Source organism: Microvirga sp. VF16, assembly GCF_016864375.1.
Lineage (GTDB): Bacteria > Pseudomonadota > Alphaproteobacteria > Rhizobiales > Beijerinckiaceae > Microvirga.
This window is the reverse complement of the sequence record NZ_CP069354.1, coordinates 2,483,944-2,505,416: the sequence shown is the minus strand read 5'-3', so window position 1 is coordinate 2,505,416 and position 21,473 is coordinate 2,483,944. Positions and strand designations below refer to the sequence as shown.

Below are 21,473 nucleotides of genomic sequence, written 5' to 3'. Positions count from 1 at the left end.
CGCGAAGAAGCGAGCGTCCACGAAGGGGATCCGGCGCGCGCTGCCAGGAATCCAACCGCGCTCCTGACGCCAATCTCCAAGCAACAAATCGAATCCGTGCACCCAGAGGTCACGACGGAACCTTCCGATTCAATATCGGATTACCGCGCAGGAACCTTCACGGAGATCCGACCGGCACCTACGCATCGTCAACGCAGACTGATCTCCACTCCGCTGACATTGGCATTGAATTCCAGCCCGATGTTGCGGCCGCGCAGTTCGAGAACAACCCCTCTTGCGTTCTGCAATCGGATGCCAGACGCGCCGCCACCGGCGGCGACCCCTGCTCCGACGGCCGTATAAGTACCGGCGATATCGGTTGCTCGGCGCAAATTGTAAGCCCGCCCGACTAAATCCGCCTTTGACACTCCGATCGTCGCGCCGACACTCAAACCGCCGACTCTCAACGGGTAGCGGCGACCATTGAAGACGAGCGTTCCTCGACCGCCACCGACGCCGACAATAAAGCCCGCTTTGGCAATCTCAATATGGACGGTTCCGGTCGCAGCCCATGTCGGTTTCGTCAGTACCGGCGCTAGCGATGCTGCAAGTGCGATCAAACCAAACCGAAGAGCACGTTGGAATTTGAGCATGGACGCCTTCCCTCCTCGCCAGCAAGGTGAACTTGAAACTCGTCATGCATCCATGCACGCACTTGGCCCTTCGGATGTCGCCAACTGGAGGGTCTCAAGTTTGTATGACTAGCACTGAACGAGCGATCCTGGTCGATGCCGGTATTTGCAGTTCCGCAGCGGTCGTCCCCACCGGTTGAAAGGCCGAGAGTTCCCTGCGCGGTTGTTCAGTTTTCAGTAATGCCGATCCATAGCCAATTTGCTTGACACTTTGGGACTGCGGCTTGGCATTTCGAGACATCAATACAGCTTTTGCATGATAGTTTCAATGATCGACAAGGCTTCTCATAAGTATTGATTGCTGCTCTGCAGAGATATGCTTAGTATCTAGGCCGTTCTAGGCAGAGTGCCTACTGGCAACACAAACTGCCAGTGGATCAAGGGGTTTTCATGAAAACGATCTTCCTTGCACTGGTAGCAAGTGCTTTTCTGACGGGCTGCATGTCCAGCGCGGAATCTGAATCCCATCTACCAAACTACGTTACGTCTCAAGCCTTCCAGGCCCCGGCAATCCGCAACGACACCTATGGCGGTGCTGCAATGCCGATGCGCGGCCTTCCTCGATAAACGAACGGTTCTAGATCATTGAGCGGCGCATCGTGCGGAAAAGTGGACCTGGTTTTCTGCACCGAACGATGCGCTCTTCAAAGAGTGGAGCATCGGATTGAATCCCAAAAGTGGATCCACTTTTGGATCCGATGCTCTAGGCTTCGTCATACGACCAACATTCGTCCAGCAAACAGGGATTCCTACAGACGGGCTGGTTTACGAAGTCATTGACCGAAGATCACGGGTGTCGCCGGGGCGATGCTCACCGCCCTCCCCTCTGATTCCGGTCGCGCATGGCCTGTCTGAGCACCTCAAAGATGACGGCTGTTGACCATCCGAACAACAGCACCCCGTTCATAGCCGCCATGGGTCCGAGCAGACGCCAGCGCTCCACCGGGACGACATCGCCATAACCGAGCGTCGTATAGTTGACGAAAGCGAAGTACAGGACATCGGCCCCGACAGGCGCCACGTCTAAGATCGCATAAGCAAGAGACCACGCTATCACTTCGGCGACATGCGCGACCATCAGAATCCCGACGGTTGTAACCATGACGGCGGCAAGCCAACCCTGAGACCGGCGGTGTTCCCACTTCAACGTCCTGCGAGCAGCACTCACCACCATTGCCATCACGATTGCATGAATGGCGATGTTACAGAGGCTGATGGAGCCACCCATGAGAAGCTGTCGCAGCATATCAATAACTATGGCGAAGCAACGGGAACCAAGTATAGTACGGTCGCGATGATGATGTAGAGAGCCAGTAGCTGAGCGCCCTTGAACCAGTTGGATTGACCGGTGGTCGCAACCGTCGCTCCGAGGAGCACTGCTCCGAACAACATCCACATCTCCGCTTGCGAGAAGACTAGTCTGAACTGTGTCTGCCCCATGGCTGGTGCGACCAGCACCAGCATAGGAGCAACGAACAAGGCGATCTGCACACAACTCCCCAGGGCTATGCCGATGCTGAGATCGACCCGGTTAGCCCTCCCCATCGCAATAGCAGATCCGGATTCCGCCGCGCCTCCAACGAGAGCAAGCACGATCACTCCCATGAACATTTGCGACATGCCCAACGCGTGACCAGCCTGCTCAGCGGCACCGACGAGGATCTCACTCATCCATGCGGCGCCGAGCGAAGCGAACAGCAATGTGGCAATGCCCCGCGCGAGACTGGAATGCTCGCCAGTTTCCTCGTCCGAGGTGAGAGCGTTCAATTCGACGAACGTCTCCGGATGGGTTCTCAAGGAATAGAGCAGGAACAGCCCATAGAGTCCAAGAAGGACGATCGCGACCACGAGGTCGAGCGTGGCGTGTACACCTAGGTGCGGCTCCGCTTCCAGGGCACGATGGAACGCACTCGGGAGCGCTAGGCTGATCCAGGCCAGCACCATGGTCGACGAATAGGTCCGGATGGCATTCGGGTTGTATTCCTGATTGTGATGGCGAAGGCCGCCAAGCAGGAAAGCGAAGCCGAGGGCCACCAGAAGGTTGGCGAGCAGCGCTCCGATGATCGAGGCACGGACCATTTCCAGCAGGCCAGCCCGCAGAGCGGCCAGGGCAATGATCAGTTCCGGAAGATTGCCGAAGGTGGCATTGAGGAGACCTCCGATGGTGGCGCCCGTGTGAACAGCGATCTGCTCGGTGCTCTGGACGATGAGCTTCGCAAACGGCACGATGGCCAGAGCGGCACAGAAGAAGACGACGCCAGCCGGGACAACGCTGGCGAGATCGAGGGCGGCGGAAACGGGCGCGAGAGCCAGAAGCCACAGGAGGGAGGGCCTGTGCGGCGATGGCTCGATCACCGGGTGCTCCGGTCCAAATGGCTTGCCCATCATGACTTCTTCCGTCGCCTCTTCCACTTCAAACTGGCAATCCCATTCATCGTCCGTTGACTACGGCGACGGAGCGGCCCTCCGACCTGGAGTTGAGCGACGTCAGCCGTTCTCAACCAAGGCCGCCGTCAGTCATCATTACCAACCACAACGAACACCGGTCGCAATTTTCGCAACAACAGCGGACATAAGGATACACTTCGTCACCCGCCTTCGATTTCATCCTGGTCTCGCCGTAACTCCGCGTTTGATCTGTCGAGGCGAGCATTTGACAGCTTTTGCCGTCAACGCATCACCCCAGACTATCGGTGGTTCGCCAAGCGGTCGGCGTTACGCCCGACCAGCGTCGGAAGGCGCGAGTGAAGGCGCTCGCCTCCGAATAACCCAGTGCCGCCGCGATCTGTCCGAGCGGCACCTCGGTGTCTTCCAACAATTGACGGGCGATCTCGAACCGGATCTCGTTCGTGATCGACCGATAACCCATGCCGCTGCCCTTCAGGCGACGGCTCAGGGTGCGGCGGTGAATCGCCAGCAGACCGGCAACGTCGTCTGCCGAACAGCGACGGCTGGTCAGCCGTGTGCGCAGCAATCGCCGGATGTCGTCTGAGAACTCAGATCCCGATCCACCCTTCAATTGGCCGATCCTCTCTTCCAGCATCGCCCGGAGCATGGGATCGGCGCCGCTGATCCGCACATGCAGATCTCGGGTCGGAAAGGCAATCGCGGCCATCTCGTGATTGAATCGAACCGGAGCCCGGAAGTGACGCCGGAAAGGCTCGGAATCGACCGGAATGGCGCGCGGAAGAAACACCTCCGTTGGATGCCAGGCGGATCCGCACAGGACGCGCAGTACATTGACTGAGGCTGCGATTGCACCGTCCGAGATCTGGTCCGCACTCTGACTCTCGGACCGGTACACGGCGTAGCTGAACAGCGCCATATCCCCGCTGATTGCCAGCGACGGGACAGCAACCCGGTCCTGGATGCTCAGATTCGATACCAGCGCCCGCAACGCGTTGATGACGGTCTCCGAATGCTGCATCAAGCGCCCGACCATGCCGAACGACAGGATGGAGGCACGCTTGCCGACCAGAAGTCCGAAATGAGGACAGTTGGTGCGAGCAACGCACAAGGTGAGCAGCCGACCTAGGGCCGCTTGGGGAATGACGTTCGTCGCATCGTCGAAGAGCCGCGGATCGAGGCCTGCATCCCGGATGACAGGATCGGGATCGACACCCAGCTCGCGCAGGGCCGGTCCGATCTCTTTTGCAATGCCAAGGTGGATGTAGCCAGGAGGAAGCGTCCATCCCGCCGGCGATATCGATGGGGTATTCAGTCCCCTGATCCTCGTTGACGGGAGCACGATGTCGTTGGTCATCGCTTCCTACCTTGAGCGCGTCGTGCGGATCGAACCGGATCCGCCATGCTATCAAGGCCCGAGGCTATCTGACGCCGCATGGTCAGGGTATCGGTAAAAACCCTGAAAATCCATTGGGTCATTACCCTGCGGCAGCTAGGGCATATCCTGGTAGCTGCACGTCGAAGAAGCGATGCGTCCTCGATCAGCGCGGGCAGACGTCCCAGAATCCCTGGCTGCGCTGAGGATTGGTGTAGTACCAGCAATATCCTGAAGCCGGCGCCTGCCCGGCATAGGCGGTCGCTGCCGCCGCCGTGACGAAACCGAGTGCGGCCCCGGCCGCGATGGCTCCACCCGGTCGCCACCAGTAGGATGACGGCCGATACCAGCCGCCTGGCGGCACAGGTGGCCGATAGCCAGGGCGAACTGCAACGTTGCCGCCGGGACCGCGTGCGACGGCACCACCATAAGCCCCTCGGGCAGCGACCCCGCCCTGCGGGCCGCGCGCGACAGCTCCGCGAGGACCTCTCGCCACCGCACCACCGCGGGGCCCGCAGACAGCCGCCCTAGCGTATTGCAGCTCCCGCTCCTGAAGGATTTCGAACAATCTCAATGCAGGTTCCGTGCGGGTTCCGTCCGCCATCGGGGAGTTTGCCACGGCCGGAGCCGATATGACTGGAAGCAGAGCGAGTGCCGCAGCCGATCCAATCGCCCTGAAGGCATACCATCCTGGATTCTTGCTGTGCATGGGCCTGTCCCTTGGCGATCTAACTCAATCGCTCCCATATCGCTGCTACCGAAGCGGTGGCGCGTAGAGTATGCCTCCCATGCTCCAGAGCTGGTTCAGTCCACGCGGGATGCCGAGTCGCGAATCGACGCCGAGATTCCGCTCGTAAATCTCGGCATAATTGCCGACGGCCCGCACGGCGCGCAGCGCCCAGGTATCATCCAGTCCCAGCATCTTGCCGAAGCTACCCTCCAGGCCCGCGAAGCGGCGCACATCGGGCTTGGCGGAAGTCGCTGCCTCGTCGGCATTACGGGACGAGATCCCGATCTCCTCCGCATTCACGAGGGCGAAGTTCACCCACTTCACAATGGTGAACCAAGCGAAGTCATCCGCGCGCGTCACCGGTCCGAGCGGCTCCTTCGAGATAACGTCCGGAAGGATGATGGCGTCGCCAGGGCGAGGAAGCTTCAGGCGTTCTGCGTAGAGCGCGGAGTGGTCCCGCGTCAGGACGTTACACTGACCGGACTGGAAGGCATTAAGGGTCTCTGAAGCAGTCGGAAAGGCGCGCTCCTCGAAGGTCATCGAGTTGGCCCGAAAAAAGTCGGCCAGATTGAGCTGACTTGTCGTTCCCGTCTCGACGCAAACCCTGGCACGATCGAGTTCCAGCGCCGAGGTCGCATTGAGATCGCGCATGATCATGAAGCCCTGTCCGTCATGGTAGGTGATGCCGGCGAAGGCCAAACCGAGGCCCGCCTCCCGCTCCAGAGTCCAGGTTGAATTCCGTGATAGAAGATCTACACGGCCCGCACGGAGGGCATCGAACCTCTCGCCCGCGGATAGCGGAACGAACGAGACTTTCGTTCGGTCGTCAAAGATGGCACCCGCGACGGCGCGGCAGAAATCGACATCGAAGCCCGACCACTCGCCCTGACCGTTGCGCTCCGAGAACCCGAACAGGCCCTCGCTGACGCCGCATTGCAGGACGCCGCGCTGCTTCACGGTCTCAAGAGTTCCGGCTGCCGCAGGCAGAGCCGAAACGCCGAGCACGAGAGCTACGAGACATGCCAAGGCCCAGCGGATATCAACTTTGGCTGCGTTCACCGTCATCTCCAATCTCCGTTCCGTGATGCATCGCAATCCCGGGCTAGAACGCCCGCGCTAGAGCATCGGACCCAAAAGTGGACCCACTTTTGGGATCCAATCCGATGCTCAATCCCTTAAGCGGCGCATCGTTGATGCGGAACCGGAGGTCCGCGTCAGCGAAAACCGGATCCGCTTTTCGCTGGCGCGGCCCGCTGGGTCCGCACGATGCGCTAGAGACTGGCGCCATGCCGCACCACGACCTTGGTGCCGACCGGCACCCGCTCGTAAAGATCGATGATGTCGCCATTGGCCAGCCGGAAGCAGCCCGACGAGATGGCATGGCCGATCGTCTCCGGCTGGTTGGTGCCATGGACGCGAAACACGGTCGATCCGAGATACAGCGCGCGGGCACCCATCGGATTGCCCGGGCCACCTGCCATGAAGCGCGGAAGGTAGGGTTGACGCGAGATCATCTCAGGCGGCGGGCGCCAATCGGGCCACTCGGCCTTGCGGCTGACTTGCACCAATCCAGACCACTGAAAGCCTTCGCGTCCGACCCCGATGCCATAGCGCAGGGCCCGGTTGTTGCCCTGGACCACATAAAGGAACCGTTCCGATGTGTGGATGACCAAGGTGCCGGGCGGCTCGCTGGACCTGAAGAACACGATTTGTCGGGCATAGGGTCCGTCCGTGATGACGACCTCCTCGGTCGAGATGCGCCCCGGCTCGTCAAGGACCTGGAGCGTCTCCCGTGAGGATGGCGTCGCCTGTGCTTCGGCCCGCTGGAAAGGAAGGCAGGCTGCCAGCACGCCCCATGCGACCACAGCCCAATAGGCCAGCGCTGGCCCGCCGAACTTCATTCGCAACTTTCGCAAAGTGCTGTCCTCCGCTTGCTGGGCAATCGATCGTCAGGCGCTGCAACGGACGTACACGAAGGTCCCGTAGCGCCGGTTCGCATCCGGATCGACGAAACGCATGAGCATGAGATTATCCGTCGCCGACAGGATCTCGCGATCCTGCGGGTCGCCTGGCGGTGCTTCGAAACCAAGGTAGGTTCGGCCCGATCTGTCCCCCTTGAGCCTGAGTTCATAGAGTTTCGAGTCGTCGGCAACATGCATCATCACGCCGTCGGTCGGCCCCTTCGCAATTGTGTAAGGCAAGTTGCACTGGGCACGCGCCTCGCGCTCGGTCCTCTGTCGATCCTTGTCGGTGTGGAACGACGCGACACCCCATCGGCCGATCAGTCGCTCGCGTGCAAAGGCCGCGGGAGCCTCGACATTGGCGGAGGGGGATGCCTCGCCTCCTGAAGAGACGCAGCCGGCGAGGATCGGCACAACGGCCGCCGCCACGACGAGCCCGCGAAGGACACCTTGATGCCACAGGAGAAACCTGAATTTCTCTGACGAGCTCACGGCCCCGCCGAGGTCACCATTACTTTTCATGCTTATGCCCGTGAGAGGTACTTCCGGTGGCACGTCCTGCTCCTGCGTCCATCAACTTGCACACGTCGGTGAGGCGAAAGCGGAAGGCCCGTCCCGAGGACCGACCCCTCAGTCCGCGCCGCACGAGATTACGGATCGGTGTTGTCCGTGCTGACCGCTTCCCCTTGCACTTGGTGCTCATTCTATCTGGGAGCCCAGACACTATGCAGGTTCACGCCTTCGTGCTTGACAGTTCGAGACGTGTGCTTGGCAGTTTGAGACAGTGGCGCATATCCTGCGGCCACGGCTCGGTGGCCCAAGATCACCCGCCCCCTCGTCTAGGGCAATGTTCGTCAAGGCGCGGCTATTTCATTTGCCAGCGGACGACCGGCTTCGAAATCCGAGATGCTTGCAAGGGTTGTCTCCAGAATTGTTCCGATAGCCTCGCGCGTAAAGAACGCCTGGTGCCCGGTGAGTATCACGTTTGGAAAAGAGACAAGCCGCTGGATCACATCGTCCGGGATCACGGTGCTCGACAGGTCTTTGAAGAAGAGGCCGGCCTCCTGTTCGTAAACGTCGATCGCAATCCCGCCGAGTTGGCCGGACTTGAGCGCTTCGATCGCCGCCTCAGTGTCGACGAGCCCGCCGCGGCTCGTGTTGATCAGAAGCGCCCCTCTCTTCATTCGAGCCAGCGAACGGGCATTGACGATATGATGGGTTTCCGGCATCAACGGGCAGTGCAGCGAGATGACGTCCGCTTCTTCGACCCCGTCGGCAGCGACGTAACGACCGCCGATTTTCTCGAACTCGGGCGAGTGTCTCACGTCATAGCCAATCACCTTGCAGCCAAATCCGGCCATGATCCGGGCAAAGATAATCCCGATCTTCCCAGTGCCAATCACAGCCACGGTCCGGCCGACGAGATCAAAGCCCATGAGCCCGTCGAGTTCGAAATTGCCCTCGCGCGTGCGATTGTAGGCCCGCGGGATCTTGCGGTTGAGCGCAAGAAGCAATCCGACGGCGAATTCGGCCACGGAGTTTGGAGAATAATCGACGACACGCACGACCGTGACGCCGAGATCCTTCGCTGCCTTGACGTCGATGTGATTGAAACCGGTCGAGCGCGTTGCAACCAATTTCGTGCCGCCGGCTGCGAGTTGTTTCAGAACATTGCCATCGACGGAATCGTTGACGAAAACACTGACTGCCGGGAACCCCGCTGCTAGAGGTACCGTCTCAGGCCCGAGGAGCATGTCATAAAAGACGAGGTCGTGCTTATGACTCGCGTTCAACTCATCTAGCAGTATACGCTCGTATTTCTTCGCGCTGAACATGGCAACTCGCATCGCACACCTCCATCCTGAGACCATCACGGTGCAGATCCTGGCTCCGCAGGACCATACAAAAGCACAATGTTCAACCCAATGCGGGCTTGCGCTAGGGTGTCGCGCTTCCACCTAAGGGCAACGGCATCATCTCTCATATCATCACGCGTTGCGGAGTCATAAAGTGGCAGTTCGCATTCCTCAGAGCTTATCGACCAGCTTCCAGCGGGAAACTGGCTGGAGCGTCCTCGAGTACGAGTTGCAGGGACAGAAGGCGCAAACTCTGGGAGCCCTGGGCGCTCAGGTCGAGCAGGCCCTTGCTGCATTACGGGCCTTTGATGCCGGAACGCACGGATCGGACCGGGACCATCGGCGTGTTGCATTGCTGGACGAGGCTGCCGACCGTGTCTGGGTCTTCATGATCCAGCGGGAACTGTGCGGGCTTCGGAACTGGGAGGCTGTGGTGAGGGACTACAGTATTCCACGCGAAGTCCTAAACCGGGTTGGGCAGGTCAAGCGCAAGCCAGACTAGAGCCGTTTCCACTGACGTGGAATCATCTCTGCTTCTTGGTTTGCCGCATTCTTTGACGGCGAACCGGATCCACTTCGCCGAAAAATGCTCTAGATTACCAAGACCCGTTGAAACCATCATTCCCTGCGCCTCGATGTCCGCAGGGCTCAAAGTATTCAGTTACCCGGCAGGGGAACAGCCAAGCCCACCTTGACGCGGTCCATGGCGACAAAGGTGCGGAACCTCTTCACGTTGTTGTTGCCGAAGAACAGGCGACGCGTGAGCGCCTCGTAGGCTGTCATTGTCGGCACCACGACCACCAGCACGAAGTCAGCCTCTCCGGTGACGTAGTAGCACTGCTGCACCTCCGGAACCAAAGCGAACTCCCGTTTGGCGGCATCGATCAACTCCGCCGTCTCGCTGATCACCTCGACCTCGACGAAGATCGTGATCGGCTGCCCGACCTGGGCCGGATCGATGACCGCGACATTGGCCTGGATGACGCCGGCCCCCTCCATCCGTCGGATGCGGCGCTGCACGGCCGGGGCTGACAGGTTGACGGTTTCTCCGATCACCCGCTGCGGGGTGGAATTGTCCCGCTGCAGGATGTTCAAGATGGCCAGATCGAAGGCGTCCAGGGTGACCGGAGATAAAGGCTTGGACACTGGGGACTCCATTCATGCGAAAAAATCTTGCGTTCGAGGGGCGTAAATAGAGCGCCTTTCTCATGCTTGGTGCAATATCTTCTCGCCATCTTAGCCAAGGACAGCGATGTTTCTTCCCAACCAGCACCCCGACTACCGCAAGCCTCTTGACCTGATCGATGCCGAAATCTTGGGCGTGAAATCGGCCGAGGACGTCGAGCGGTATCTTGCCCATCGCGACAACCATGTTCCGACGCCCCTGCACGCGCTCATGGCCCTGGCCGGCGAACTCGGCGTGGGCGCCATCCACATCAAGGATGAGGGCTTCCGCCTGGGCCTCGGCAGCTTCAAGGCCTTAGGCGGCTCCTACGCGGTCATCCGGCTCGTGCTGGAGGAAGCCAGTCGCCAGCTCGGGCGGCCGGTCGATGTCGCTGAGCTGCACGCACCCGAAATTCGTGGCATTGCGTCCGGGATGACTGTCGCCTGTGCCACCGACGGCAATCACGGCCGCTCGGTTGCTCAGGGGGCGCAACTTGTCGGCGCCAGGGCTGCCATCTTCGTTCATTCCGGCGTCAGCGACGAACGTGTGGCGGCCATCGCTCGTTTCGGGGCGCACATGATCCGGGTCGAGGGCACCTATGACGACTCGGTCGCAGAGGCTGCCCGTGTCGCGTCCGAGAAGGGTTGGACGGTCGTTTCCGACACCTCCTGGCCGGGCTACGAACGCATTCCTGGACTGGTCATGCAGGGCTACACCGCCATGGTGCGTGAGGCCCTGCGCCAGCTTCCCGAACCGCCGACCCATGTGTTCGTGCAGGCCGGCGTCGGCGGTGTCGCGGCTGCCGTCGCGGGCCATCTCGCGCTCGTGCTCGGCGACCGGCGCCCCACCTTCATCGTGGTCGATCCGGCACGCGCCGCCTGCCTCTTCGAGACCGCCCGCGCGGGCCATCCGGTCAAGATCGAGCATGGCGAGCCCACGGTCATGGCGATGCTCGAATGCTACGAGCCGTCCCTGGTCGCCTGGCGGGTGCTGTCCCGCGTCGCCGACGCCTTCATGACCGTCGACGAGGAGGATGCGGTCGCGGTCATGAACCGCCTGGCTCATCCACAGGGGAGCGATCCGGCCATCGTGGCGGGCGAGAGCGGCGGTGCGGGTCTTGCCGGCCTCGTTCGCGCGGCCGAGAGTCCAGAGATCAGGGCTGCGCTCAACCTCACTGAAACGTCCCGCGTGTTCGTCATCAACACCGAAGGCGCCACGGATCCAGAGCGCTATACCGAATTGGTTGGAAAGCGACCGGATGCTGTTCTGACCAGAGCCGCAAACCGAACCGTAGGATTGCACGCATGACCGCGCTCTCGATCAACGCGGAGCGCCTGCTCGGCCGCCTCCGGGAACTCGGGCAGATCGGCAGAGACGGTGACGGCCGATTGGTGCGGCTTGCTGGCTCCGACGCCGATAAGGCCGGGCGCGACAGCTTTGTTGCCTGGATCCGCGATGCGGGCCTAGAACTTGCTGTCGACCGGATCGGCAGCATCTTCGGGATCTGGAGACATGCTGATAATGCCGACAGGGCCCCCATCCTGCTCGGCTCGCATATCGATACCGTCATCAATGCCGGCATCTATGACGGCTGCTATGGCGTGCTCTCGGGGCTGGAGGTGATCGAGACCTTGAGGGCAGCCGGGTACTCCTCTGCCCGGCCCATCGCGGTCGCAGCCTTTACCAACGAGGAAGGCGTACGTTACGCGCCCGACATGATGGGCTCGCTCGTTTATGCCGGGGGATTTTCGGTCGAGGAAGCACTGGCGACAATCGGCACCGATGGCACCGTTCTCGGGGCGGAGCTGGAACGGATCGGCTATGCCGGCTCCGTTGAGCCTGGCTTCCTCAAGCCGCATGCCTATCTCGAGCTGCATATCGAGCAGGGACCCGTGCTGGAGCGCGAGGGCGTGCCCATCGGCGCGGTCGAGAACCTTCAGGGCATTTCCTGGCAGCGCGTCACCATCGAGGGTGAGGCCAATCACGCTGGCACGACGCCGATGTCCATGCGCCGGGATGCCGGCCATGCCGCGGCCCGCGTCGTCGCCTTCCTGCGCGACCGGGCCCGCAACGCAAACACACCCACCGTCGCCACGGTGGGCTGCATGAGCTTCGAGCCGAATGCGATCAACGTCATTCCCTCCCGCGCCGTCTTCACAGTAGACCTGCGCGATCCCGATGAAGGATGTCTCCAGGCAGAGGAAGCGGCCCTTGCCTCCTACTTGAAGGAATTGGCGGCGGCTGAGGACGTCACGATCTCGGTCGAGCGGCTGGCGCGATTCGAGCCAGTGACATTCGACAGGAGGATCGTGGAGCTGGTGGAAGATGCTGCCCGGAGGCGCGGACTGGCCTCGAAACGGATGACCTCGGGCGCAGGCCACGATGCCCAGATGATCGCCCGGATCGCGCCCTCGGCCATGATCTTCGTGCCGAGCATTGGCGGGATCAGCCACAATCCGCGCGAGCACACGCCGGATGCCGACCTCGTTGCGGGCGCCAACATCCTGCTCGACGTCGTCACCCGCCTTGCGGCCCAATAAGGAGAAACCCATGTCCATGGATCTGAGCGCTCTCGAACGGGACATGACTGCCTGGCGGCGCGATCTGCACGCTCATCCTGAGTTCGGGTTTGAGGAGAAGCGCACGAGCGCCTTCGTCGCCACGAAACTAAGGGAGTTCGGTCTCGATGATGTCGCCGAAGGCGTGGGCGGCACGGGAGTTGTGGGCACGCTCAAACGCGGCAGCGGCAACCGGGCTATCGCGCTTCGCTCCGACATGGATGCCCTGCGCATCACCGAACAGGGAACGCAGGATTACCGCTCGCAGGATCCCGGCACGATGCATGCCTGCGGGCATGACGGCCACACGGCCATGCTGCTCGGCGCCGCCAAGCTCCTCGCCGAGGAAGGCGGCTTCGACGGCACCGTGCGCTTCGTCTTCCAGCCTGCCGAGGAATGGGGCAAAGGCGCGCTCGCCATGCTGGCCGACGGGCTGATGGAGCGCTTTCCCTTCGACGAGATCTACGGCCTGCACAACATGCCGGGTCTTCCGGTCGGGCACTTCCAGACGCGTGTGGGACCGATCATGTCGGCGGAAGACAATTTCGAGATCGTCCTGAAAGGCGTCGGGGGTCACGCCGCACGCCCGCACTGGGGCAACGAGGTTCTGGTCGCAGCCTGCGCCACCGTGATGAACCTCCAGACCATCGTGTCCCGTCGTCTCAGCCCGACCGACATCGGCGTCGTCTCGGTAACCGAGCTGATCACCGACGGCACCCGCAACGCATTACCCGGGCTTGCGAGCATTCTTGGCGACGCCCGCAGCTTCCACGCCGAAATCAGTGCCGAGATCGAGAAGCAGATGCGCATTATCGCAGAAGGGACGGCCCTGACCTACAACGTCGCCACTGAGGTAACCTACACGCGTGAGTTCGTGCCGCTCCTCAACAATGCTGCCCTGGTGGACGAGGCTTTCGCAGCGGCCCGGACAGTGTTTGAACCGGAGCATGTCTCGACCGCCCGCGAGCCCATGACGGGATCGGAGGACTTCGCCCAGTTCCTGCAACATGTGCCCGGCTGCTTCGTGTTCGTCGGTAACGGCAAGCATTCCGCGCCCCTGCACAATCCCGCTTATGACTTCAACGATAAGGGACTGCTTTACGGCGCACGCTTCCACGCCGCCATCATCCGACAGCGTTTGCCATCGGTGTGACGGATCCAGCCTATCGAAGCCGAGGAGAAACCGCATTTTCGGCGAAGCGGATCCGCTTCGCCGAAAATGTCCTAAGCGGCGTCAGGGGGCCTCGACCTGCGCGACACCATCGCGAGCGGTGACCTTCCCGCGCTTCAGCACCATTTTACGCGGACGGCGGCTGACGACGGCTTCGGCCAGTGTCTCACCGTCGAGCAGAACGAGATCCGCCCAGCAGCCCGGTTGCAGGCCATAATCGTCGATGGCCATCATCCGTGCACCACCGAAGGTGCAGGTGTCGAGCGCGAGCGCGACCTCATCGTCGCGCCGCAGGTTGTTGCGCAGGCCGACGAGGAGCGCGCGCTCCAACATATCCGGATTGTTGTACGGCCCCCAGGTGTCGCGCACGCCGTCGGAGCCTGCCGCGACGACGATGCCCGCTTCCGTCAGCCGCTTGACGGCGGGAGCCGGCCTGGAGGCGGGTGCCGTTGTCAGAATGTGGATCCGCGCCTCAGCCAATGCATCGATCAGCGCCGTAACATACTCTTGATCGGTCATGCCAAGGCAGAAGGCATGGCTCACGGTGACCTTTCCCTGCAGGCCCAGGGCCTTCGTGCGCTCGATGATCAGCTCCATGGAGAACGCCCCCAACTCCGCCGGCTCATGGAGATGGATGTCGACCGGCACGCCATAGCGCTCGGCGAGACCGAACACGACGTCGAGATGCCCCTTCGGATCACGATCGATCCCGGCGGGATCGAGCCCGCCGACGACTTGGGCGCCGAGCTGCAGCGCCTTCTCCATGAGTTCGACCGTGCCGGGCCGGATGAGCATGCCGCTTTGCGGAAAGGCTACGAGCTCGATATCGACGATGTCCCGATAGCGCTCCCGCGTCTTGAGAACGCCCTCGATGCCTGCGATTCCGACTTCCGTGTCCACGTCCACATGGGTCCGGATGTGCGTCGTACCAAGGGAGGCGGCGAGCACCGCTTGGCGGGCCGACTGGCGGGCGGGATCGATGCCGAGAATTCGCCGCTGCGTTCGCTCGTTCTCGATCTTGTCGATAAGCCGAGGGCCGACCTCGTTCCGGTACCAACCCATGCCGAGGAGCGTCTTGTCCATGTGCGTATGGGCTTCGACCAGCCCAGGAATCAGAATGGCCCCAGCGCCATCCAAGACCTCAGCGCCTTCCTCGACATTCCGGCCGTAATCGGCAATCCGCCCATTGCGGATCGTCACGGAGGTTGCCTCGCTGCCCATCGGGCGGACGTTGCGGATCACCAGGGTATTCATCAAGGCCCTCGCTTTTCAGATCTCGACTAGTGCGGCACTCCTTTAAGATATTGCCGCGCTGCAAAATTTGTATACAGTTGTGGATACACAAACCAGTGAAATCTGCCCTTCCTGAGCAAAGAGTTTTGTGGAACATAGTTCGTCCCCTGAGTTGTCCAGCAAGCTTCGATGAACGCGCCCGTTAGAAAGCCCAAATCAGTCACCGGCACCCGGAGCGACTCCGTCTATGCCGGTCTTCGCCGTGCGATCATCGAGCAGGCCCTGATGCCGGGCGACAAGCTGACCGAGGACGTGATCGGCGACAGATTCGGCGTCAGCCGGACGATCGTCCGGACGGCCCTCGCGCGCCTTCATGCCGAAGGGCTTGTCGACATGCAGCCCAACAAGGGCGCCACCATCGCCCAGCCCAGCCTGTCGGAGGCCCAGGACGTCTTCGAGACGCGGATGTGCCTGGAGCGGCAAGTCCTTGTCCGACTTGCAGAAAAGGTCACGGACAAGGATATCGAACGGCTGGAACAGCACGTGGCTCTTGAGACGAAAGCCAACGCTCACGATGGACCGGCAGCAATTCGTCTGGCGGGCGAATTCCATATTCTGCTGGCATCCCTGTCAGGTAATCGTGTTCTTGCACGATATGTGGACGAGGTGGTTTCGCGCTGCTCGCTGATCCTGGCGCTCTACAGCCGGCCCCATTCCTCGGATTGCTCGATCAACGAGCACCAGCAGATCATCGACGCCCTCCGCGCCCGGGACAGCCAAGCCGCCATCGACGCCATGGATCACCACCTTAGGGCCGTCACCGACAGAGCGCTTCTGTCCTCCAATTCCGACAAGCATCGCGACATTCGTTCCATCCTTGACCGCTACGCTTCCTGACAGCCGGGCGTAGCGCCTTCCAGAACAATCAATAGCCGTCGATAGCCCCTCAGGCGCAGGGTGCCGGCTCTCGGCTGCCCGCATTTCATTCCTGGATGACGAAAATTTCGCCGTTGGCGGAATTGACGCTTCAATTTTTGTATGCAATTTTTTTCCATCATTGTATCCAATAAAGAATCCAATCCAGAGGATCTGTGGAGGCCAAAAAATGAGAACCAGATTTGCTGTCAGCCTGACCGTCGCCGTCGGCGCCCTCATGGGGATGCCGGCAGAGGCCAAGACCCTGAGGTGGGCCTCGCCCACGGACATCACGACGCTCGATCCCTATGCTCATACGGAGAGCTTCACGACGAGCATGCTGCACCATGTCTTCGACCCACTGGTGCGCCGCAGCCGCACCCTGGAGCTGGAGCCCGCCCTGGCGGTAAGCTGGAAGACGGTGAAGCCCGACACCTGGCGTTTCGAGCTGCGCCGGAACGTGAAGTTCCACAATGGCAATCCCTTCACGGCGGACGATGTGGTCGCCTCGATCAACCGCATCCTCGATCCCGGCGCCCGGGCCCGTGGCAACCTCGCGACCGTGGTCAAGGCGGAAAAGGTCGACGACTTCACGGTCGATATCGTCACGCAGGGACCCTACCCGCTCCTCCTCAACGATCTCGCCGGCATCTACATCCTCGACAAGGAATGGATGGAGGCCAACGGAGCCCTGAAGCCTGGCAATATCGCAACCGGCGTCACCACCGCCGCCTCGACCACCGCCATCGGCACAGGACCATTTAAGGTTGAATCCTACAAGCCCGATGCCGGCACGACCTTCGTGGTCAACCCCGACTGGTGGGACAAGCCCCAGCACAATCTCACCCGCATCGAATTCAAGCCGGTGAAGTCGGACGCCACCCGCGTCGCCGCGTTGCTGTCGGGCGAGCTCGATCTGATCGCACCCGCACCTCTCCAGGATCTGCAACGGATCTCCTCGTCCCAAGGCTTCAAGGTGATCGAGGAGCCGTCCCTGCGCCTCATCATGCTGTCGCTCAACTTCCGCCCTGAGCTGAAGGCGATGCCGGGGCAGAAGAATCCGCTGCGCGACCTCAAGGTGCGCCAGGCCATGTGGCACGCCATCGACCTGGAGACGATCAAGAAGCGCGTGATGCGTGACAAGTCGCGCAATACAGGTACGCTCGTCGCACCGCCCGTCCCGGGCTATGCGAAGGAGAACGACACGCCCCTGGCCTATGATCAGAGCAAGGCTAAGCAGCTCCTGGCGGATGCCGGCTACCCGAACGGGTTCAAGACCAAGCTGAACTGCCCGAACGATCGCTACATCAACGACGAGCAGACCTGCGTCGCCATCGCGTCCATGTGGGCAAAGGTCGGGATCCAAGCCGAGCTCCAGACCGAGTCCCGTGCAACCTACTTCCCGCGCCAGGATCGCGGTGAGTTCGACGTGTCGATGGTAGGCTGGGCGACCCTGCCGCCCATGGACGGGTTCAGCGTCCTTTCATCCCTGCTCACCGAGCAGAAGGACGGTTATGGCGGCTCGAATGCCGGCGCCTACAGCAATCCTCAAGTCGAGGAGCTGACCCGCAAGGTTGCCGTCGAGCTCGACGAGACCAAGCGCCGGGCCATGATGGTGGAGACGTTCAAGGTCGCGCGGGACGATGTGGCGTACATCCCGCTCCACCAGCAGCCCGTGGCCTGGGCTGTCCGCGACGGCGTCGACGTTCCGCAGTTCCCGGACGAATACGTCCGCCTGTGGTTCGCCACCGTCAAGTAAACCCGCAGCAGGAGACGCGCGGCTCGCCTGATCGAGGCGGGCCGCCGGGGAAACGCCCATGTTCAAAGTCCTCCTCTCCCGGTTGGGCCAAGCCGCTCTCGTCATGCTCGTCGTGTCGGCGGTGTCGTTCGTGATGTTCCGCTATGTCGGCGATCCTGTCGCGACCATGTCGCGCGAGAACGCCTCCGTCGAGGAGAAGGCGGAACTCCGACGCTCCCTCGGCCTCGATCAGCCGCTGGTCGTCCAGTATGGCCGCTTCCTGAGCCGTACCCTGAGCGGCGACCTGGGGATCAGCTATCGTAATCAGCGCCCGGTCACGGAGCTGATCGCCGAACGGCTTCCTGCGACGCTGGAACTCGTGATCGTCGCGACGATCCTGTCGCTCGCCCTCGGCATTCCGCTCGGAGTGCTCTGCGCACTCAAACCCAACGGTGTCGCTGCGCGGCTGGTTCAGGCCCTTTCGCTCATAGGCATATCAACCCCCACCTTCGTGACCGGCATCGTGCTGATCCTGGTCTTCGCCGTATCTCTCGGCTGGCTACCCTCCTTCGGACGCGGTCAGGTCATTAATCTCGGCTGGTGGTCGACAGGTTTTCTCACAGTCAGCGGCCTGAAATCGCTTCTCCTGCCCGGCATCACGCTCGCCCTTTACCAGCTCACCCTCATCATGCGTCTGGTGCGGGCCGAAATGATCGACGTGCTGTCCAGCGACTACATCCGCTTCGCAAAAGCGCGTGGATTGCCGACCCGCTACATCCACTTCCGACTAGCTTTGAGAAACGCCCTCATGCCGGTCATCACGGTCACCGGCCTTCAAATCGGCTCGCTCATCGCCTTCGCCATCGTGACGGAAACCGTCTTCCAATGGCCGGGCATGGGCCTTCTCTTCATCCAGGCCGTGAGCTTCGTCGATATTCCCGTCATGGCGGCGTACCTGCTGTTCGTCGGTCTGCTCTTCGTCCTCATCAACACCGTCGTCGATATCCTCTACGCGGTGGTCGATCCTCGCCTGCGCACGAGGTCCGCATGAAAACGCTTGCCTCCACTCCCAGCCTGTTCATCCGCCTCGGCGCTCCGATCTCGGTGATCGTTGCCGCGATCCTGGCCCTGGTCCTCGTCGCCTGCGCGCTTCTGGCTTCCTGGATCGCGCCATACGATCCGACCGATCTTGCCTCCTTCGAGCTGATCAACGCGGAGCTGCCGCCCGCCTTTACGGCCGATGGCGATCCTCGCTTCCTCCTTGGCACCGACAACCAGGGCCGCGATCTTCTCTCGGCCATGCTCTACGGCGCGCGCGTGTCCATCGCCATCGGCGGCGGTGCGGTTCTGCTCGCGGCCACCCTTGGTGTTACGCTGGGGCTTCTCGCCGGCTATTTCGGCGGCAAGGTCGATGCCCTGATCATGCGGATCGCCGACGTGATCCTGAGCTTTCCCACCATCCTTTTGGCGCTTCTGGTGAGCGGCATCGCTCGGGCAATCTTCCCCGGAGCGGCGACGGCGGAATGGGCACCGATCATCCTGATCTGCGCCATCGCCATTCACGAGTGGGTGCAATATGCCCGCACCGTGCGGGCGGCCACCATGGTCGAGACGGCGAAGGATTATGTCCGCGCAGCCAAAGTCATCGGCCTGCCACCACGGCGGATCATGCTGCGGCACATTCTGCCGAATGTGATGAGTCCGGTCCTCGTCATCTCCACCATCAATCTCGCGGCGGCGGTGCTCACCGAGGCGACCTTGTCCTTCCTCGGGGTGGGCATGCCTCCGACCTACCCCTCGCTCGGCACGCTCATCCGGATCGGTAATGAGTTCGTCTTCTCAGGGATATGGTGGATCGCCCTCTTCCCGGCCCTGGCCCTCGTGATCCTCGTCCTTGCCGTCAACATCGTCGGCGACTGGCTCCGCGATCGCTTCAATCCCAAGCTGAGGGTTAAACGATGAACGCGCAATCCACCCCCGTTCTCGCGATCGACAGCCTTCGGGTCGAATATCCTCTCGCCAATGGAAGCGTTTTCACGGCCGTCGAAAACGCATCCCTCGTCATCCGTCCAGGTGAGATCCATGCACTGGTGGGCGAGTCCGGCGCCGGCAAGACGACCATCGGCAACACCGTGATGGGGCTCCTCGAAAAACCTGGACGCATCGCCGCCGGCAGCATCCATATCGACGGCAAGAGGTTCGACGCCGCCAGGGGCTCGGCCGAGGGCATCGTGCTCGGCCGCGATGTCGGAGCCGTGTTTCAGGACCCGATGACGAGCCTGAATCCGCTCTTCACGATCGAGAACCAGCTGACCGAAGCCATGCGCTTCCACCTCAGGCTCGACAAGGCAGCCGCCCGCTCCCGTGCGCTGGAGCTGCTCGAGGCCGTGGGGATTCCCGAGCCGAAGCGACGTCTCAAGGCCTATCCCCACCAATTGTCCGGCGGTCAGCGCCAGCGCGTCGTGATCGCAGCTGCTCTATCCTGCAATCCTAAACTCGTGGTCGCGGACGAGCCGACGACAGCGCTCGACGTGTCGGTCCAGGCTCAGATCCTGAAGCTCCTGCGGGACTTGGCCGACAGCCGCGGCATCGGCATCCTGCTCGTCACCCACAACATGGGCGTCGTCGCTCAGATCGCCGATCGCGTCACGATCATGCATCGCGGCAAGGTCGTCGAGACCGGGATGACGGAAGAGGTTCTGCGCCGGCCCAAGGCCGCCTATGCCAAAGCGCTGATCGGCGCCGTGCCGCGCATCGACCAGCGCCTCGACCGCTTCCCGGTTCTGGGTGACGAGGGCAAAGGTCGCGCGGAGCAGGCCCGTGAGGAACTGCGCGCGAAGGCCGAACGCTCGGACGCGGCCACCAGCGAAGCACCCATCCTGTCGGTCGAGAGCCTGTGCGTCGACTACACCACCAGCGGCTGGCTTCCGGGCTCGCAAGGTCATCGCTTCCGCGCAGTGGATGGCGTCTCCTTCTCCGTTCGCAGCGGCGAAGTGTTCGGCCTTGTGGGCGAATCCGGCTGCGGCAAGACGACCATCGCCAATGTCGTGTCGGGCCTCGTACGCCCCACAGCGGGCCGCGTGCTCTATCGCGGCCAGAGCATTGCCGGCGAGGGCGCGACTCGCCGGGTCGGGCCCCTGCGTCAGGCGATCCAGATGATCTTCCAGGATCCCTATTCGTCCCTCAACAGCCGCATGCGGATCGGCTCGATCCTGTCCGAGCCGATCCTGTTCTATCGCCTCGCTAATACTCGCGCCGAGGCGGCGGGCGACGTCGCCCGCCTTATCGAGGCGGTCGGACTCGAGGCGGAAGCCACCGAGCGCTTCCCGCATGCGTTTTCCGGCGGGCAGAGGCAGCGCCTCTCGATTGCACGGGCACTGGGCGCGCGTCCGAAGCTGATCGTCTGCGACGAGCCGACATCGTCCCTCGACGTTTCAGTGCAGGCGCAGATCCTGAACCTGCTGAAGGACCTGCGCGACGCCACCGGCCTGACCCTTCTGCTCATCAGCCACGATCTCGCCGTGGTGCGCCAGATGTGCGACCGCGTGGCCGTGATGAGACAGGGACAGCTGTTGGAGCAAGCCGATTCCGAAACCCTCTTCGACGCGCCACAGCATCCCTACACCCAGGAACTGCTATCTCTCGTTCCCACCCTCGACCGTATTCGCGGCGAATCCAAAGCAGCCTGACCGAC

At 62.0% G+C, this 21,473-nt stretch carries 21 protein-coding genes; 10 read left to right on the top strand and 11 right to left on the bottom strand.

Annotation, left to right across the window (positions count from 1 at the left end):
- Positions 1 to 188: 188 nt before the first annotated feature.
- The gene (locus tag JO965_RS11830; protein WP_203443799.1) at positions 189 to 632 is read right to left on the bottom strand and encodes a hypothetical protein; all 444 of its coding nucleotides are present in this window, start codon (positions 630 to 632) and stop codon (positions 189 to 191) included.
- Between the two features lie 429 nt (positions 633 to 1,061).
- Between JO965_RS11830 and JO965_RS11825 the strand changes: the two genes are divergently transcribed.
- Complete coding sequence (locus JO965_RS11825) at positions 1,062 to 1,238, top strand: hypothetical protein (RefSeq protein ID WP_203443798.1); 177 nt, start codon at positions 1,062 to 1,064, stop codon at positions 1,236 to 1,238.
- A gap of 244 nt (positions 1,239 to 1,482) precedes the next feature.
- On the opposite strand, the gene JO965_RS11820 is transcribed toward JO965_RS11825, so the two are convergent.
- From JO965_RS11820 to JO965_RS11785, 8 genes are all read right to left on the bottom strand, one after another.
- Positions 1,483 to 1,917, bottom strand: coding sequence for a potassium channel family protein (locus tag JO965_RS11820; protein ID WP_203443797.1), 435 nt, complete (start codon positions 1,915 to 1,917; stop codon positions 1,483 to 1,485).
- An 8-nt stretch (positions 1,918 to 1,925) separates the two neighbouring features.
- On the bottom strand, positions 1,926 to 3,059 hold the full coding sequence (gene cax, locus JO965_RS11815; RefSeq protein WP_203443796.1) for a calcium/proton exchanger: 1,134 nt from the start codon (positions 3,057 to 3,059) through the stop codon (positions 1,926 to 1,928).
- Between the two features lie 289 nt (positions 3,060 to 3,348).
- The gene (locus tag JO965_RS11810) at positions 3,349 to 4,434 is read right to left on the bottom strand and encodes an AraC family transcriptional regulator (protein ID WP_203443795.1); all 1,086 of its coding nucleotides are present in this window, start codon (positions 4,432 to 4,434) and stop codon (positions 3,349 to 3,351) included.
- Positions 4,435 to 4,618: 184 nt separating this feature from the next.
- Positions 4,619 to 5,161 carry a hypothetical protein gene (locus JO965_RS11805; protein WP_203443794.1) on the bottom strand — a complete coding sequence of 181 codons (543 nt, stop codon included), beginning with the start codon at positions 5,159 to 5,161 and terminating at the stop codon, positions 4,619 to 4,621.
- Between the two features lie 45 nt (positions 5,162 to 5,206).
- Positions 5,207 to 6,247: an amino acid ABC transporter substrate-binding protein gene (locus JO965_RS11800; RefSeq protein WP_203443793.1), complete on the bottom strand. Its 1,041-nt coding sequence runs from the start codon at positions 6,245 to 6,247 to the stop codon at positions 5,207 to 5,209.
- A 206-nt stretch (positions 6,248 to 6,453) separates the two neighbouring features.
- On the bottom strand, positions 6,454 to 7,089 hold the full coding sequence (locus tag JO965_RS11795) for a L,D-transpeptidase (RefSeq protein WP_203444155.1): 636 nt from the start codon (positions 7,087 to 7,089) through the stop codon (positions 6,454 to 6,456).
- A 42-nt stretch (positions 7,090 to 7,131) separates the two neighbouring features.
- The gene (locus JO965_RS11790; RefSeq protein WP_203443792.1) at positions 7,132 to 7,665 is read right to left on the bottom strand and encodes a hypothetical protein; all 534 of its coding nucleotides are present in this window, start codon (positions 7,663 to 7,665) and stop codon (positions 7,132 to 7,134) included.
- Between the two features lie 332 nt (positions 7,666 to 7,997).
- Positions 7,998 to 8,990 (bottom strand): 2-hydroxyacid dehydrogenase, encoded by a 993-nt coding sequence (locus tag JO965_RS11785; protein ID WP_203443791.1) that lies wholly within the window; start codon positions 8,988 to 8,990, stop codon positions 7,998 to 8,000.
- Positions 8,991 to 9,153: 163 nt separating this feature from the next.
- Here JO965_RS11785 and JO965_RS11780 point away from each other — a divergent pair, with 163 nt between their 5' ends.
- Positions 9,154 to 9,501, top strand: a complete 348-nt coding sequence (locus JO965_RS11780; protein WP_203443790.1) for a DUF6665 family protein — start codon at positions 9,154 to 9,156, stop codon at positions 9,499 to 9,501.
- A 155-nt stretch (positions 9,502 to 9,656) separates the two neighbouring features.
- Here JO965_RS11780 and JO965_RS11775 read toward each other — a convergent pair whose 3' ends face one another.
- Positions 9,657 to 10,145 (bottom strand): Lrp/AsnC family transcriptional regulator, encoded by a 489-nt coding sequence (locus JO965_RS11775; RefSeq protein ID WP_246776828.1) that lies wholly within the window; start codon positions 10,143 to 10,145, stop codon positions 9,657 to 9,659.
- Between the two features lie 106 nt (positions 10,146 to 10,251).
- Between JO965_RS11775 and JO965_RS11770 the strand changes: the two genes are divergently transcribed.
- The 3 genes from JO965_RS11770 to JO965_RS11760 are packed head-to-tail and all read left to right on the top strand — an operon-like array spanning position 10,252 to position 13,875.
- Positions 10,252 to 11,472 (top strand): diaminopropionate ammonia-lyase, encoded by a 1,221-nt coding sequence (locus tag JO965_RS11770; RefSeq protein ID WP_203443788.1) that lies wholly within the window; start codon positions 10,252 to 10,254, stop codon positions 11,470 to 11,472.
- Positions 11,469 to 12,704: a Zn-dependent hydrolase gene (locus JO965_RS11765; protein ID WP_203443787.1), complete on the top strand. Its 1,236-nt coding sequence runs from the start codon at positions 11,469 to 11,471 to the stop codon at positions 12,702 to 12,704. Before JO965_RS11770 ends, JO965_RS11765 begins: the two co-directional genes overlap by 4 nt.
- 10 nt (positions 12,705 to 12,714) lie before the next feature.
- On the top strand, positions 12,715 to 13,875 hold the full coding sequence (locus JO965_RS11760; RefSeq protein ID WP_203443786.1) for a M20 aminoacylase family protein: 1,161 nt from the start codon (positions 12,715 to 12,717) through the stop codon (positions 13,873 to 13,875).
- An 81-nt stretch (positions 13,876 to 13,956) separates the two neighbouring features.
- Here the strand turns inward: JO965_RS11760 and JO965_RS11755 are convergent, their stop codons facing one another.
- Entirely contained in the window at positions 13,957 to 15,147 is a 1,191-nt protein-coding gene (locus tag JO965_RS11755) for an amidohydrolase family protein (protein WP_203443785.1), read from the bottom strand.
- A 168-nt stretch (positions 15,148 to 15,315) separates the two neighbouring features.
- On the opposite strand from JO965_RS11755, the gene JO965_RS11750 reads away from it, so the two are divergent.
- The 5 genes from JO965_RS11750 (at position 15,316) to JO965_RS11730 (ending at position 21,468) form a co-directional block, all read left to right on the top strand.
- Positions 15,316 to 16,023, top strand: coding sequence for a GntR family transcriptional regulator (locus JO965_RS11750; RefSeq protein ID WP_203443784.1), 708 nt, complete (start codon positions 15,316 to 15,318; stop codon positions 16,021 to 16,023).
- A 208-nt stretch (positions 16,024 to 16,231) separates the two neighbouring features.
- Positions 16,232 to 17,800 (top strand): ABC transporter substrate-binding protein, encoded by a 1,569-nt coding sequence (locus tag JO965_RS11745; RefSeq protein ID WP_203443783.1) that lies wholly within the window; start codon positions 16,232 to 16,234, stop codon positions 17,798 to 17,800.
- Between the two features lie 58 nt (positions 17,801 to 17,858).
- Complete coding sequence (locus JO965_RS11740) at positions 17,859 to 18,830, top strand: ABC transporter permease (RefSeq protein ID WP_203443782.1); 972 nt, start codon at positions 17,859 to 17,861, stop codon at positions 18,828 to 18,830.
- Positions 18,827 to 19,741: an ABC transporter permease gene (locus tag JO965_RS11735; RefSeq protein WP_203443781.1), complete on the top strand. Its 915-nt coding sequence runs from the start codon at positions 18,827 to 18,829 to the stop codon at positions 19,739 to 19,741. Before JO965_RS11740 ends, JO965_RS11735 begins: the two co-directional genes overlap by 4 nt.
- Positions 19,738 to 21,468: an ABC transporter ATP-binding protein gene (locus tag JO965_RS11730; RefSeq protein ID WP_203443780.1), complete on the top strand. Its 1,731-nt coding sequence runs from the start codon at positions 19,738 to 19,740 to the stop codon at positions 21,466 to 21,468. The genes JO965_RS11735 and JO965_RS11730 overlap by 4 nt, the downstream gene beginning before the upstream one ends.
- Positions 21,469 to 21,473 lie beyond the last annotated feature (5 nt).